The following is a 15,314-nucleotide window of genomic DNA, read 5'->3' as shown; positions in this document are numbered from 1 at the left end:
CCTTATGGCACTGCTTACTCTGGATCGCGTATCGGTCGCTTATGACAACCAACTGATCTTGCAGGATTTCGATTTGCAGCTTGAACGGGGGCAATTGCTCTCGTTGCTCGGACCGAGTGGTTGTGGCAAAACGACCACACTTCGTCTCATTGCAGGATTTCTCGAAGCTAAACAAGGAACATTTTTGTTTGGCGATAAGGATTATACTCGGGTTCCGGTGAATAAACGGAACTTCGGCTTTGTATTTCAAAGTTATGCACTCTTTCCGCATTTGTCTGTTTTTGATAATGTTGCCTTTGGTTTGCGGTTACGCAAAGTAAAGGAAGATGATATAAAGCGCCGCGTTATGACGATGCTGGATACGGTTAGCCTGAGGGGATTTGAAAAACGTTTCCCTGGTGAATTGTCAGGCGGACAGCGTCAACGTGTTGCGATTGCGCGAGCGCTTGTGATTGAACCCGATCTGCTGTTGTTTGATGAACCTCTGAGTAACTTGGATGCTAACCTGCGTGTAAATATGCGTGTGGAAATCCGCCGTATTCAACAGGAACTGGGCATCACTACTGTATACGTATCGCATGATCAGGAGGAATGTTTTTCGATTTCTGACCAGGTTGCGATTATGAATAAGGGGAACATCGAACAATTAGATGCTCCATCGACCATTTTTAAATATCCGACGACCGAATTTGTTGCCCGTTTTATTGGGTTTAATAATTTTCTAAGCTTTGACGAGCGTACTGAAGAAGGAGATCGTATTCGACTTAATACAGGTGATCTTTCGTTCGGCGTAGCGCGTAATCAGGGTACGGCCCAGCCGGGTGCTCGTCAGGGCGCTATTCGCCCGGATGATTTGGTCATTCGAACAGAAGGCAACGAGACAGGAGAAAATGAGCTTCCCGGTATTATTAAGGTAAGTACTTACCTGGGGCGTAGCTATCAGTATGTGGTAGAAACGGCGAAAGGCAACTTTACGGCTAATCAGGAAATGGATACGCCTTACCTGAGTGGTCAGCGGGTTACCCTGCATTTTCCGGCAGATAAAATGGTGCTGGTCCAATAATCAGCGGGTTCGATGAAGGAGATACATCATGCGTGCAGACAAAATGATTTTACAAGTTAAGGTGTATAACAGTTACTACAAGACGTTCGAAGAAGGTAATGTAGCTATACTTGATGGCAAGTTTATGTATATCGGTCAGCGTGGTCTGGAGTCTTTCGAGGCTGCTGAAATTGTCGAAGGGCACGGGAAATATATGATTCCCGGCCTGATCGACATCCATTTGCATATCGAAAGCACAATGGTGACACCGGCAACCTTTTCCTATGGACTGATTCGCAATGGGATAACGACGATTGTACCAGAACCGCACGAAATGGCGAATGTTTTCGGATTGGAAGGCGTCCAGGAAATGATGGAAGCCAGCAAGGATTGCGTGGCTGATATGTTCTACGGCATCCCAAGCTCCGTCCCGGCAACACCGCTCGAAACCTCAGGAGGCGAGATCGGTATTCCCGAGATTGATGCGCTGCTGCAAACGGGTGAAATGATCTGCCTGGGTGAAATTATGAACTATGTGGATGTCATTCGTGATCCAGAGAGCAAGACGAATCGCATCTTACGCCATGTTCGTGAGCACTACCCGGAGCTGATCATTGAAGGTCATACGCCACAGTTGCTTGATCTGGACCTGCATCAGTTGATCTATGCGGGGATAGGCTCAGACCATACTCACCAAAGTATTGAAGGTATGAAGGCGCGGATGGCTGCGGGGATGTTTATTGAAATCCAGGAAAAATCCATGACCCCTGAAGTGATGGACTATCTTATTCAGGAAGATGTGGCACAACATTTTTGCTTTGTAACGGATGATGTGATGCCAGACTCTTTCGTAGAGCGAGGGCATCTAAACCATATTGTAAGTAAAGCAATCGGAATGGGCATGAAGCCTGAGGATGCCATTTATGCAGCTACGTTTACTCCTGCTGCACGGATGCGTATGCATGACCGCGGAACCATTGCACCGGGAAAAATAGCTGACTTTGTACTGCTGTCGGATCTTGGTCAATTTGATGTGGAGCAAGTCTATAAGGACGGACTCAAGGTATTCGATAAGTTCGAGGAATACCATCAAGCACCAATAAAATGCCGCTTCCCCGCCCACTTTTATCAAAGTGTGAAGCTCAATCCCCTCACGGAGCAGGATTTTACTGTAAAGATGGATGTAGCTGATGGCACACATCAATGCCGTGTTATGATGGTCAAAGATGGCTCTACTTTTACAAGTGAACGGATTGCACCTGCACAAGTAGAGCAGGGGGAACTGGTATGGGAACATGGTGAACATGGACTGATTGCTACGTTTGAGAGGTATGGAAAGAATGGCAACCGTGCTTACGGTTTGATCGGGGGAGATACGATTAAACGTGGGGCAGTGGCAACCACCTATTCGCACGATAACCATAACTTGCTGGTCGTAGGGCATAACAAGCAAGATATGATACTGGCTGCGAATACGGTTCTTGCCAGCCAAGGCGGTTTTTGCGTAGTTGAAAATGGCAAGGTGCTGTCCCATTTGCCTTTAACCGTAGGCGGGATCTTAACAGAAGGACCGCTGGAAATGGTTGCGGCGCATGTGAAGGAGCTGCGTTCAGCCTTGCTGTCGCTGGGCTACCGCCATTACAATCCAATCATGTCGCTGAGCACGCATTCTTTGCCGGTCAGCCCGGCCTTGAAAATTACCGATCACGGCCTGATTGATGTAAATGCTGGCAAGGTTGTACCTTTAATCGTGGAAACTTCAGAGATGCAAGAATAATAAAAGAGCCGACCCTCTTATGGGCCGGCTCTTTTTTGATGCTTTAGCAAACAAAGTTAACATCTTCTATCCTCCTATTGATGTAACCTATGTATAAAAGATAAACAAGTCTTGATTCTGGGTACCCGATTGCATGTAGAGTTTGCTTTACAATTAGTTCATGTAATCTTCATGATTAAAATCGAATAAGGACTTGAAAAACATCGTCACAGTGTTATAATTAAAACAGGATTTAGATTAAGTCTAAATTAATTGATTAAGATTTATTAGATTGACGCATGGAATTTTGAAGAAAATCAGACACTACTGCTAACGAGCATCCAAGCTTTACACCAACTATATTTGAACGAGAGGGGATTTTAAACATGAGTACATTAAATCATACGAACGCACCTACACAAGAGGCTATTCAAGAATTGCACAAGGCATTGAATCGTCAGGTAGCTACCTGGTCTGTATTGTACACGAAACTGCATTATTTCCACTGGTATGTGAAAGGACCTAAATTCTTCACATTGCATGCTAAATTTGAAGAACTTTACAATGAAGCAACAGCTAATCTAGATACGATTGCTGAACGATTGTTGGCTATTGGTGGCCGTCCGGCTGCGACCTTGAAGGAGCATTTGCAACTTTCAGCTATTCAGGAGTCCGCAGGTGAGCAGACAGCTGAGGATATGGTGAAGTCCGTTGTTGCTGATTTTAAAACCATCACTGTTGAGCTGGCTAATGGGATGGAAGCAGCGGAAGCGGCACAGGATAAAGCGACAGAGGATCTTCTTAACGGCTTAAGAGAAGCAATGGATAAACACATCTGGATGCTGAGTGCGTATTTGGGATAACCCATTGGTATAGACTTCCATGTATATGGAGATCAGGTGAACAAGACACATATCCCGTTGGTTCCACTCTGCCACTGGAGTATAATAACGAGAAGGCGTGGAAGACCACAGGCTCTAGAGTTATAGAGCTGCCGGGATGGGGTGTGTGTTATGGAAGTGAAACAACAGCTTTTGCATGAAGCGGAGCAGTTTATATATACATGTTATGAGGAGCTGGGCCGAAGCCGCGATGAAGCGGAGGCCCGGCTTCTTAATATTCGTCACGACATAGAGACTACGGGAACGTATGATCATACGTACGAAGAGCTGGAGCACGGGGCACTTATGGCTTGGCGCAATAGCAATCGTTGCATCGGTCGCTTATTTTGGGACAAGCTTTTGGTCAGGGATGCGCGGGGCGCGTCAGATGCAACGGAAGTGGTTCGCGAGCTCTTGGAGCATATACGCATAGGAACGAATGGCGGTAAAATTAAGCCAACGCTTACTGTATTCCGCGCCTCCAAGCCAGGGCAGCCGAATATCCGCATCTGGAACCATCAACTCATTCGTTACGCTGGATATGAAACCGATCAAGGGGTCATCGGGGACCCGATCTCGGTAGATTTTACCAATACTTGTAAAGACATGGGCTGGCAAGGAGCGATGACCCCTTTTGATATATTGCCACTGGTTGTGGAAGCAGGCGGGCGGCCTCCCGAGCTATATGATATTCCTGAACATTTGGTAATGGAGGTGGCCATTGAGCATCCAGAAATCTCGGGTTTCGCTTCCTTGGGATTACGTTGGTATGCTGTGCCTATGATTTCGGACATGACGCTGGAGATTGGCGGTATCATCTATACAGCGGCTCCCTTTAACGGCTGGTATATGGGAACAGAAATCGGCGCCCGCAATTTTGCGGATACCTTCCGCTATAATATGTTGCCACAGGTGGCTAAGCTGATGGGGCTGGATACGACGAGTGAAACAACGCTTTGGCGTGATCGGGCGCTGGTGGAATTGAATATTGCTGTGCTGCATTCTTTCAAAAAGGCGGGAGTCAGCATTGTCGACCACCATACCGCAGCGGCACAATTCAAGCTGTTTGAGGAACGGGAAGCCAAGGCTGGGCGCGCACTGACAGGCAATTGGACATGGCTGATTCCCCCGCTATCCCCGGCGACAACGCATATTTTTCATAATTCCTACGATAATCGGCTTGTGAAGCCGAATTTCGGAGTTCAAGAGAAGTCGTATATGTCGAGACAGGCTAATACAGTATCAGATACAGTGCTTCAGCAGAAACGCCAAGGCTGTCCTTTTCATTCCGGATAACGATGGGAATGACCTGATTGCTGCATTAGGACTCGAGCTTATCCCATGCAACGATAAATAGGGTAGCCAGTGGTCCTATTAATAGGGAGAGAAAAAACCAATTTAGCCCGCTCCGATTTTTGGATTGTGCCAAGCCGGCATTAATCAAGGCAAGTGTTCCCCAGCCTGCATAATAATCTTCTGACATGGTATTCTCCTTTGTAAAAAGGTATAATATCGTACTGTGTATGGTATGAACACATCCATGATTTCATGAATTTAGAGTAAATATCACTTTATATATTCTGGTTTGAGGAGCGAAGCTAAGTTGGAAAGATATCAGGCAGAGCGCATTGTCGCTGAGCTTTTGGAACGGGCTGCTATAGGTGTGACAGTCAAGCTGGAAAAACGTTTTCCTGGTGGAAGGCTGATTGGGGGCAAATATGCTATGAATGCTCACGCCATTACCATGTATACGGACGTTATCGAAACACAGTGTTTACAGATGTTCGGCAGCATTGATCGAGTTGAGGAGTATTTTACAGTTGTGCTTGCACATGAGATTGGGCACGCCGCCGATACGGAATTAGTGGACCTCTCCGATGCGTTGGAGCAAGAGAGTGGGATAGGGACCCGGCAACGACTTGCGCTGCAAATTGAAGAAAACGCATGGAATTATGCGCTTGGGTTGGTGCCTGAAATAGATGCAACGTTTATTTCTGCCGTAATAGACGAGTCCTTGCTGGCCTATCGGGTCCCGATTATGGAGCAGTCTGACATTGCGTAACAAAGATGATCCGAGAGCCGTCAGGCTCTTTTTTTGTTGATTAAAACAGACGAGATTGGGTCGGATGATCTAAAGGAGTAGCTTTTTAAGCTGCGACACGCGTCCCTGGGATAGTTCGAGCATTTCGGCTAATTCTTTTTGAGATACATTTGGGTGCTCCTGCATGAGCTGTTTTAGTTTATTCAGGAGATCATTCTGATTTCTGTAACTCCTTCTTTTCTTGGGCTGGACAGGACGTGCTTCACTCAAATGACTAGAAGGATTATCGCTCTTCAGATTTTCAATACAACTTTTACATATCAGATGATCCCTGAAATAGCTCAAATGATCTACGGCACCACAAAAATAGCAAGAAACCCCCGTATACTTGCGAATCATCAGTCCCTCTGGGGTAATAAAAAAATCGAGGGCATCTCCAATATTAATATTCATAGAATTGCGCAGCTCCTTAGGCAGCACAATGCGGCCTAAATGGTCTAATGGCCGTGTCATTCCTGTGTTCTTCATCATTTTTCCCCTTTCCTGAAATGCGCTTATAGTTGTAGGAATTGTATGTATATATGCTGGAAGTACAAAGCGCTTATATTACAGTTTGTTTTGGTATAGCTATGCTGAAAAAAAAAGCTCCGGCATGACGAACAATTACGTCTGCCGGAGCATTGTACAGCCAATGAATCTAAGATGTCATGTCGAACTACTGTGGGTTGGTTGTCCAAATACCGGCTACTTTTAATTGAACTCGTGGAGGCAGTTTCAATGTGGCTAATGTCAGATCGGCCAAATCCTGCGGTTGAAGCATGCGATCCTCATCACCAATAGGTAAGCCTGCGTTTGCCGCCAGTTCTGTATTGACAGTGCTTGGAGTCAGCGCGGTGACGCGAATGTTAGATTTGCGAACTTCCTGCATCAGTGCTTCCGTGAAGCCCATCAAAGCAAATTTGGATGCGCAATATGCTGAGCCTGTTGCAAAACCCCGTTCTCCTGCCGTCGAGGAAATATTAATAATGTTTCCGCTCTTTTGCGCCAGCATGCTTGGAAGCGCAGCATGTGTGACATAATAGGTTCCCATCAGGTTTACGCGAATAATACGTTCCCACTCTTCGGGGTCCATCTTCGCGACTGTGCCAAAGGTAGCAATGCCTGCATTGTTGATCAAAATGTCGACAGCGCCTAGCTCATGTTCCAGTGAAGCTACAGCGGCAGCGGCCTGTGAGCGATCCGATATATCTGCAACAGCACTCACCACTTTCACACCGTATGTACTCCCCAGTGAATCCTGCAGCTTTTGCAGGTCAGTCAATGTGCGTGAAATTAATCCCAGGTTAACGCCTTCCTTAGCTAAAGTTTCGGCAATTGCTTTACCGATTCCTTTACTGGCTCCTGTAATAATAGCTGTTTTATTCTTAAGTTCCATCCAGTCTCCTCCTTATTAATCTATAATGTGGTTGTGCATCTGGGCACATGGTTACATTATACAAGGTTAAACTCATTGAACCAAACTTCGCCTCTGATGAGGCATTCATTTAGAGGTCTCTATTTGGAAATATAAATATCCCCTGAAGTGGTTTCGACCTTAATCACGTTCACACTACCGGGAACAGATTCGGGAGTATTGATACTCCCAGAGTCAGAGCGGACATTATAAACACCTTTAAAATCGGGAGCTTGCTTAATCTTCACGTCACCAGAATCAGCATTCACTTCCAAGTTGGCTACGGCACGTTGCGTAATATTTGTCTCCCCTGAGGTTAGGGAAATAAGGCCATTACCGCTATAATCACGAATGGTAACATCACCTGAAGTAAGCTTTAACTCCATATCTGCTGCAAGCTGACTGGCTGTAAAATTGCCGGATGTTAAATTTGCGATCAGGTGGGTACTTTGGAGGTTTGTAATCTCGGCAGTGCCTGAAGTAGCGGTGATGGAAGTATTCTGCACGGAGGCATCCTGAAGTTTTACATTCCCTGAATGTGCATCTACCTGTAGGTCAGTTAGTGTTTCGCCAGAGGGCATCTCTACGGTAATCGTTTGATCCAAATCAGGAGTGATCGAAAAGAATGACAAGGAAGGAGCCGGCTCCGATTGAATCGTAAGCTTACCGTTCTCAATTTGGGCATTATGAATTTGGTCGGCTACCTTTGTCTGAACTTCTCCACTAATGCGTATCGTACCTTGGTCGCCAGAGCCAGGAGTAAACAAAATAGAGACATCATCAGAGCTGTCCACTTTCAGCTTCTGTAGCTGACCACGTGTAAACGTCCATTTTTTGTTAATCGCAGTTGTTTCCTTCATGACTTGTTGACTCCATGGGGCACCGTAGGCCACCATTCCGGCTACACCGATGACAATGCACAGACCTGCTGCAATAAACCACTTTTTATTCATGTTGTTAGTAAGCTCCCCTCAGGGTAGTCTGATTCCATTTCCAGTATCGTACTGTGCCTTTGACCATAAGGAGTAAGAGATAACGTACACCAGGCAGCAGCAATAGACCTATACCCGTCAACGTGATAGAGAAAAAGAATTTGGCCGGGTAAAAGGTGCTGTTTAGCGCATAATCAGTAACAGCGAGAAGGGGGGCTACAATGAAGCTGATCGATACCACAGCCAATGAAGCCCATACTACCCATAGGGTAGCCATAATCGGGATGGAGATCAGCAAGTTAAGAAACAACAGCCCTAGGAAAGTAAAAATATTGCGTGCAAAGCTTCCCTGGCGAAGCGGAGGAGAAGCGTTCCAGGCTGCATTGGGATCATCCAACGCTTCTCGGGCAATATCCTCTGGGTTACCCAGCTCATTGGCAATCTCACTTTCGCTTTTGCCATTAACCAACCCGTAGTCAAAATGCTGGCTCAAATCACTAAGCAGCTCATTGCGTACCTCTGCAGGGAGAGGAGAAAGACGCTGTTCCACCTCTGTAAGAAACTGTTTTCTATTCATCGGAATTTCCTTCCTCCAGTAGGCTTGCGACATTATGGACAAAATCATTCCATTCCCGCGTAAGTATTCTTGTATAATGACTGCCAGTATCGGTCAGCCGATAATATTTGCGAGGAGGCCCCTCGGTCGATTCCTGTAAATACGTTGTGCAGTATCCTTCTGATACCAGACGGCGAAGCAGTGGATATAGGGCTCCCTCGGCTACTTCAATATGACGGGAGACGGCTTGCGCCAACTCGTAGCCATAACGGTCTTTGCGTCCAATTAGAACGAGAACGCACAGTTCCAGTACCCCTTTTTTGAATTGGATGTTCACATTCACGAGCGGTGCTCCCTTCCTGGATGTTATCAATAATTCATAGGTGTCGTTCGGAATAAGGGAAAGAAACGTGTGTTTGTGCGTAATTTGTCACGGGTACTAATTATAGAACAGTAGTCAGGTATAATTTAACATCATGTACTGATTAATGCAAGGTACTAAATTTTTAATAATAAAATATTTGTGTCAAAATGGACAGATTTCCTTCCTTGGAGGCTTTATTGAGTAGCGAATGTTGTAGAAAAAAGTATTTTTATTTGGGAATTCATCGAAATATGGCTGGAAGCACAGATAGGATGCCGCTTTAATTTCATTCATTAAAATGATAGATTGTAAAGTATTCAACAGGGTTAAAAATTACTTTTTATGAAGAGGTGGATAAAGAATGGACTGGAAACATTGGTATATGGAACTGGAACAGGATGATGAGTCTTGGGATGTATCTGAGGAGATTGTTCTGCGTGGTGTAGTGCAACTTGATTTTTGCGGGCAGCCCTCGGAAGTAGAAGTCGAATTTATCGTGGGAGCCGATTCCGAAGAACAGGCACAGACTATAGAAGAACCTACACTGTTGCAAAAAAAGACATGGGAGCAGTATATGGAATATTCATCAGCTATTCATCCTCAAGTGTTGGAATCCATACACCATCATTATGCTGGCATCGTGGAAAAGTATCGGAATGCTTACAGTACATGGGGAGAGGACCCGGATGAATATGCGCCTTATGTGGAGCGGCCGGAACAATTGTTGAATCGAATACAGCTTATGTCTATATTGATTTCCGACTCATCGGCAAAGGATGAACTGTATTTGAATTTTAGTTGTTCCTGGGATCGAGAACATGGCTTAGGCGTACATATGAAGCAGATGAAAATGGAGCATATTCAAGGCGCTTATACATTATATGACCTAGAATAAATCCCCTTCCCGGGCTTTTAGCAGAAAGGACCGGAAAGGGGAACAGAATATGTTGAAAATGAAGGCGTGATTCGAAACGATAAAAAATTAGTTGGATACAGCCAATGCAGCCCGGGCTGCTTGAGCCGCTTGTACCATTTGTCGCAAGGCGGCGACAGATTCCTCTTTGGTGCGGGTTTTCAGACCACAATCCGGATTAACCCAGAACAAATCTGATGGCAGTACGCGCAGGGCACGCTGGATCATGCTTAGCATTTCAGATACATCGGGGATGCGCGGACTGTGGATATCGTACACGCCCAGACCGATGCCTTTGTCGTATACCTGATCTTCAAAGCTGACAATCAGTTCTCCGTGGCTTCGCGAAGTTTCAATAGATATAACGTCGGCATCCATGTCGGAGATGGACTGAATCATATGCTGAAATTCGGAATAGCACATATGCGTATGGATTTGGGTCGCAGGTTCAACGGTGGCCGTGGTCACAAGGAAGGCTTGAACTGCCCAATCCAGATAGGCTTGCTGTTGTTCTTTTTTCAGCGGAAGCCCTTCACGAATTGCGGGTTCATCGACCTGAATCATGCTGATGCCCGCTTGTTCCAGTGCCTCTACCTCTGCCCGTAATGCCAGAGCCAGTTGTAAAGCAACTTGGCTACGCGGAATATCATTACGTTCAAAAGACCAGTTCAAAATGGTCACAGGGCCTGTAAGCATTCCCTTAACAGGCTTGGAAGTTAACGATTGAGCGAATGCCGTTTCTTCCACAGTCATGGGCTGATCGAAGGAGACGTCTCCGTATATAATCGGCGGTTTGACACAGCGGGAGCCGTAGGACTGCACCCATCCGTTTTGTGTAAAAGCAAAACCGTTCAGCTTTTCGCTAAAAAATTCAACCATATCGGTCCGCTCAAATTCCCCGTGTACAAGCACGTCAATGCCAATGTCCTCCTGAATATCAATCCATTCCTTGATTTGCTGTTGGATGAACGTCCGGTATTGCTCGGCAGACCATTCTCCTTTGCGATAGTGCAGGCGGGCCTTGCGGATCTCGGCGGTTTGCGGGAAGCTACCAATGGTCGTCGTAGGCAGTGGAGGCAACTTCAGCTTATTTTGCTGAATCTCACGACGCTCGGCGAAAGGAACGCTGCGTGTTAGAGGCTCCTTTGCCAGCAAGTCAGCCAGATCGTCAGCTGTTTGTACGCGTGCCGCTGAGCTGTTGAAACGGGCTACCGCATCTGCACTTTGTCCAAGCTTAGCAAGTGCGGATGGATCGTGTTTGCCAAGTGCAGCCGTCAGGACGGCGATTTCCTCGAGCTTTTCATCGGCAAAGGCCAGCGCTTGCACCAGTTCTCGGTCCAGCTTGTGCTCTGCTTCCAGACTGACTGGCACATGCAGGAGACTGCATGATGGCTGCACGATAAGCTGCTCGGCAGTGGTTTGTTCTGCTAACTGACCCAGCAGGGTAGCCACAGCGTTCAGGTCGCTGCGCCATATATTGCGCCCGTCAATGACCCCAGCGCCCAGCGTTTTTCCTTTAGGGAAACCATGCTGCAATATATGCTGGAGATTTTCGCCATCATCATACACAAAATCAAGACCCAGTCCCTGTACCGGAAGTGCGGACAGACGCTCATAATGGTCCAGGCTGCCAAAGTAAGTTTGCAGCATTATATTAAAAGAGGGCGCAGCTTGGGCCAAAGCTTCATAGACTTCCTGAATAATGTCCAGATCCTCTACTGGGAATGAGGTGGTCAGGACAGGTTCATCGATTTGGACCCACTGAACACCTTCTGCTGCTAGTTCAGACAGGACACGGGTGTATAAAGGCAGGAAGGTTCTTATAATAGAAGCAAGCTCCTTGCGATCATAGCCTTTGGAAAGGGTAACGAATGAATAGGGGCCGATGAGGACCGGTTTCCCATCAATGCCTAGCTCTTGTTTTGCTTCACGATAAGCCTGTAAAGGTTTATTTTCAGTGAACACCGGGACTGCGTTTGCCAATTCAGGAACGATGTAGTGATAATTGGTATTCATCCATTTGGTCATTTCACTGGCGGTTGCTCCCTTCTGTCCACGAGCGATCCCGAAATACACGGACAGAGGAATCGGACCTGCAGGACGATGGTTGAACCGTTCGGGTACTAGACCAAACATCACAGATGTATCCAGCATGTGATCATAATAGGAGAAGTCTCCGACAGGAATGCGATCAATCCCCTTGTCACGTTGCTTGCTCAGATGCTCCAACCGTAATCTTTTCATCTCCGTTTGCAGTTCGCTTTCGCTAATACTGCCGTTCCAGAAGCGTTCCAGTGCTTTCTTCCATTCCCGGTTTTCGCCAATACGCGGATATCCCAGATTACTGCTAATTAAGCCGGACAATTCAGGCCATTCAATGACGGACATGTACTTTTCCTCCTAGTGGGTGGCTGTTTTATTTTTACGTACCAAAAAAGGCATTCTTCCCCCCAGAGTTAAAAATAAGTAGGGGAAAGAATGCCTCCGTGATTAAAAAATCAAAAATGCGGCGACTGCTCTTAACACCTCCCTATCTTCCGTAGGTACTTGCGATGTTGTTAAAATAGGCAGGTCTCCTGACTTACGGATCATGACTCTCAGCATCCCTTCCCGGTCTGTGGACCAGTGGTTGTATGAACAGCTGAAAGTTCCCCGTTTACAGTGGCGGGACCGTGCCGGATTTGCACCGGCTTCCCTTTTAAGCCTGATCTGAATAGAACAGACACCTATCTCCAAGCTATGCGGTTAAGGTATGACGAATAATTATGCACTCGTATACTTGTTCACCATCATAAGTGAAACTTGCAGGATGCGCAATAGAAACTGCAATGGAATCTGTTAGGGATATGCAAAAAAAGACAAGCCTCATCCATGATGGAGACTTGTCCTAGATTAGATATAGCATTTGCCGAGTAACCTTCGCCTTAAGTCAATGAAACGGTGTAACCTGCCTGAATGCTGGCTTTTACATCTACCAGACGCTGGTTGCGGCTCCCCCGGAAGGGAAGGGTCAGGTCCTTTTGCTGTTCTACAAAGCGACCATCCACAATCACATCGCACAAAAGTGCTAGCTTTTGTCGCTCCTGATCTGTGAGTAGATCTTCATAGACAAAGCCAGTGTAAGCCCACACGGTTCGGTCGGGACAGGCCGCACGGAAGTCACGCACAAATTGCGAGCATTCTGCTGCTGAGAAAAACGGGTCTCCCCCGCAGAGAGTCAGTCCGTCCAACAACGGATTTTCCATGATGTCACGAATGACCTCCTGTTGTCGTTGGGGGGTGAATGGCTCACCTGCACGGAAGCTCCACGACGCTGGATTAAAGCATCCGGGACAGGCATGACGGCAACCGCTAATGAACACGACGGTACGCAGGCCGTATCCTTCATTCAGAGATTCCGGAATGTAGCCACATAAATTCACTTATGTTTCACCCGGTCTCGAACTTCTGCCTGTTTTGCAGCATTAAAGCGAACGGTATAATCTCCTGTCAGATATCCGGTTACCCGACGTAAGCGCTGAAAGTGTGTGTGCTCCTCATCTGTGCCACATTGGGGGCAGCTTGTCCCGATAATCCCTTCATAACCGCATTCCGTACAACGATCCACCGGATGGTTGATGGAGAAGTAGCCGATATTCTGATGCAGCGCGTATTGAACAATTTTAAGAAACGCATCTGGGTTATTCCGCGCATTACCGTCCAGCTCAATGTATGATATCGCACCAGCGTTGCATAGGTTATGGAACGGAGCTTCCAAGCTGATTTTACGAGCAGCCGGGAGCGTGTAATACACGGGAATATGGAAAGAATTCGTGTAATATTCACGATCATTCACCTCAGGAATAATCCCGAAATCACGTTGATCCAGCAAGGTGAACTTGCCCGACAGACCTTCGGCAGGCGTAGCGAACAATGTAATATTCAAATTGTGATATTCACTCATTCGATCGCAATACACGCGCATAGAAGTGATGATTCGTTGTGCCTCGCGGTATACGAAATCATCCTCCCCGTGGTGTTTCCCGTATAGTGCCTTCATGCACTCAGCCAGTCCGATGAATCCGATCGAAAGCGTACCGTGTTTTAGTATGCTTCCTACCTTATCATCTGGCTCTAGTTGTTCTCCACCTTCCCATACCCCTTCGCGCATCATAAAGTCCGAGGCTTTGGCCGGCTGGCTGGTCTGGATTTGATAGCGATGGATTAGGCCATCCACCGCAATGCGCATAACTTCTTCTAGTCTCGCATCAAAGCGATCACGGTCAGGTGTCAGGCGTTTGCCTGTGCAAATACCATACTCAATGCCAAGCCGCACCAGATTAATGGTATTGAAGGAGAGATTTCCCTTGCCACTCTGCCGGTTTCTACCGAAACGGTCAGAAATGGTGCGGGTACGGCAACCCATTGTCGCTATAATGGTATCCGGGTCATCAGCACGATAAAAAGGCAGGTTGAAGGTGGCATCCACATTCACAAAATTGGGATACATCCGTCTGCTAGAGCATTCTACCGCCCGTAAGAACAAATCATAATTGACGTCGCCTTCTGCCTGATTGATTCCCTCTTTGCATTGGAAAATATGCTGCGGGAAAATAGGAGTTTCCCCGCTGCCCAAGCCGCGGATCGTGGCCTCCAGTAGCGATTGAGTAACAAGCCGTCCCTCAGCAGACGTGCACATTCCGTAATTCAGTGAAGTGAATGGAATCTGTCCACCCGCCCGACTGCTCATGGTGTTCAGGTTATGAATGAGCGATTCAGCAGCCTGCCGGGTTTCCGTCTCTGTCTCTTCGCGTGCGAATGCGTAGGAACGAGGGCAAACTTCTTGCAAATAGGGATTGGCCATATGTAGTTCATCGTCAGACAGATTGGATTCTATCTCTTCCTCGAACAACCGGAGTCCCTTGCGCAGATGCTTGCGGAAGGACCGGGCAACGTATGGGGCAAGATCCCAATCGATTTTATTGGCGGAGACACCTCCGAATTGGCTATTTTGCTGAGACTGGAATATGATGGCAACTAGTGCCATAGCGGACATAATCGTTTGCGGTGTGCGTACAGAGCCATTGCCTGTATTGAATCCGTCTTGTAGTAACCGGCCAAAAGGGATAAAGATACAATTCGTAGTTCCGAGTGCGTATTGGTCCAAATCGTGAACATATACATATCCGTGATCAATCGCGTTCGTCAGTTCAGGCGGAAGTACCCGCAGGCGCGCATACCATTTGGCATACTCGGACCCAAGCTTGCTCATTTTGCCGCTGAACGATTCTCCATTCAAATTTGCATTCTCCCGCAGCATGTCCAGATCTTGTGCCCCAATGACCCGCTCGCCGATGTCGTATAATTGATGTTCCTCCAGCACCTTCATCGTAAAAC

General features: G+C 46.9%; 15 protein-coding genes and 1 riboswitch. Of the genes, 6 read left to right on the top strand and 9 right to left on the bottom strand.

Going from position 1 to position 15,314, the window contains the following annotated elements; translation table 11 throughout:
- Positions 1-4: 4 nt before the first annotated feature.
- The 4 genes from MKX46_RS13740 to MKX46_RS13725 all read left to right on the top strand — a co-directional run bounded on the left by MKX46_RS13740 (position 5) and on the right by MKX46_RS13725 (position 4,975).
- On the top strand, positions 5-1,063 hold the full coding sequence (locus tag MKX46_RS13740) for an ABC transporter ATP-binding protein (RefSeq protein ID WP_341071345.1): 1,059 nt from the start codon (positions 5-7) through the stop codon (positions 1,061-1,063).
- Between the two features lie 28 nt (positions 1,064-1,091).
- On the top strand, positions 1,092-2,819 hold the full coding sequence (locus tag MKX46_RS13735) for an adenine deaminase C-terminal domain-containing protein (RefSeq protein ID WP_029518626.1): 1,728 nt from the start codon (positions 1,092-1,094) through the stop codon (positions 2,817-2,819).
- Positions 2,820-3,184: 365 nt separating this feature from the next.
- Positions 3,185-3,661 (top strand): Dps family protein, encoded by a 477-nt coding sequence (locus MKX46_RS13730; protein ID WP_039271713.1) that lies wholly within the window; start codon positions 3,185-3,187, stop codon positions 3,659-3,661.
- A 150-nt stretch (positions 3,662-3,811) separates the two neighbouring features.
- On the top strand, positions 3,812-4,975 hold the full coding sequence (locus MKX46_RS13725) for a nitric oxide synthase oxygenase (RefSeq protein WP_341071344.1): 1,164 nt from the start codon (positions 3,812-3,814) through the stop codon (positions 4,973-4,975).
- 25 nt (positions 4,976-5,000) lie between these two features.
- Here MKX46_RS13725 and MKX46_RS13720 read toward each other — a convergent pair whose 3' ends face one another.
- Complete coding sequence (locus tag MKX46_RS13720) at positions 5,001-5,162, bottom strand: hypothetical protein (protein WP_165145977.1); 162 nt, start codon at positions 5,160-5,162, stop codon at positions 5,001-5,003.
- A 120-nt stretch (positions 5,163-5,282) separates the two neighbouring features.
- Here MKX46_RS13720 and MKX46_RS13715 point away from each other — a divergent pair, with 120 nt between their 5' ends.
- A complete protein-coding gene (locus MKX46_RS13715; RefSeq protein ID WP_029518623.1) occupies positions 5,283-5,741 on the top strand; it encodes a hypothetical protein in 459 nt (152 codons plus the stop codon).
- Between the two features lie 69 nt (positions 5,742-5,810).
- Here the strand turns inward: MKX46_RS13715 and MKX46_RS13710 are convergent, their stop codons facing one another.
- The 5 genes from MKX46_RS13710 to MKX46_RS13690 all read right to left on the bottom strand — a co-directional run bounded on the left by MKX46_RS13710 (position 5,811) and on the right by MKX46_RS13690 (position 9,004).
- On the bottom strand, positions 5,811-6,248 hold the full coding sequence (locus tag MKX46_RS13710; RefSeq protein ID WP_029518622.1) for an AbrB/MazE/SpoVT family DNA-binding domain-containing protein: 438 nt from the start codon (positions 6,246-6,248) through the stop codon (positions 5,811-5,813).
- Positions 6,249-6,435: 187 nt separating this feature from the next.
- Entirely contained in the window at positions 6,436-7,155 is a 720-nt protein-coding gene (locus tag MKX46_RS13705; RefSeq protein ID WP_341071343.1) for a 3-ketoacyl-ACP reductase, read from the bottom strand.
- A gap of 119 nt (positions 7,156-7,274) precedes the next feature.
- Positions 7,275-8,126, bottom strand: a complete 852-nt coding sequence (locus MKX46_RS13700; RefSeq protein ID WP_029518620.1) for a DUF4097 family beta strand repeat-containing protein — start codon at positions 8,124-8,126, stop codon at positions 7,275-7,277.
- 4 nt (positions 8,127-8,130) lie between these two features.
- Positions 8,131-8,682, bottom strand: a complete 552-nt coding sequence (locus MKX46_RS13695) for a DUF1700 domain-containing protein (RefSeq protein WP_029518619.1) — start codon at positions 8,680-8,682, stop codon at positions 8,131-8,133.
- Complete coding sequence (locus MKX46_RS13690) at positions 8,675-9,004, bottom strand: PadR family transcriptional regulator (protein ID WP_029518618.1); 330 nt, start codon at positions 9,002-9,004, stop codon at positions 8,675-8,677. The genes MKX46_RS13695 and MKX46_RS13690 overlap by 8 nt, the downstream gene beginning before the upstream one ends.
- 382 nt (positions 9,005-9,386) lie before the next feature.
- On the opposite strand from MKX46_RS13690, the gene MKX46_RS13685 reads away from it, so the two are divergent.
- Positions 9,387-9,920: a DUF6985 domain-containing protein gene (locus MKX46_RS13685; protein WP_039271702.1), complete on the top strand. Its 534-nt coding sequence runs from the start codon at positions 9,387-9,389 to the stop codon at positions 9,918-9,920.
- Between the two features lie 87 nt (positions 9,921-10,007).
- Here MKX46_RS13685 and metE read toward each other — a convergent pair whose 3' ends face one another.
- The 3 genes from metE to MKX46_RS13670 all read right to left on the bottom strand — a co-directional run bounded on the left by metE (position 10,008) and on the right by MKX46_RS13670 (position 15,306).
- Positions 10,008-12,326: a 5-methyltetrahydropteroyltriglutamate--homocysteine S-methyltransferase gene (metE, locus tag MKX46_RS13680; protein WP_341071341.1), complete on the bottom strand. Its 2,319-nt coding sequence runs from the start codon at positions 12,324-12,326 to the stop codon at positions 10,008-10,010.
- Between the two features lie 161 nt (positions 12,327-12,487).
- Positions 12,488-12,683: riboswitch (cobalamin riboswitch) on the bottom strand.
- Between the two features lie 179 nt (positions 12,684-12,862).
- Positions 12,863-13,360: an anaerobic ribonucleoside-triphosphate reductase activating protein gene (gene nrdG, locus MKX46_RS13675; RefSeq protein ID WP_069012087.1), complete on the bottom strand. Its 498-nt coding sequence runs from the start codon at positions 13,358-13,360 to the stop codon at positions 12,863-12,865.
- A complete protein-coding gene (locus MKX46_RS13670; RefSeq protein WP_341071340.1) occupies positions 13,357-15,306 on the bottom strand; it encodes an anaerobic ribonucleoside triphosphate reductase in 1,950 nt (649 codons plus the stop codon). Before MKX46_RS13670 ends, nrdG begins: the two co-directional genes overlap by 4 nt.
- Positions 15,307-15,314 lie beyond the last annotated feature (8 nt).

The organism is Paenibacillus sp. FSL P4-0113, assembly GCF_038009305.1.
Lineage (GTDB): Bacteria > Bacillota > Bacilli > Paenibacillales > Paenibacillaceae > Paenibacillus > Paenibacillus polymyxa_D.
This window is presented reverse-complemented; position numbering and strand designations above follow the sequence as displayed.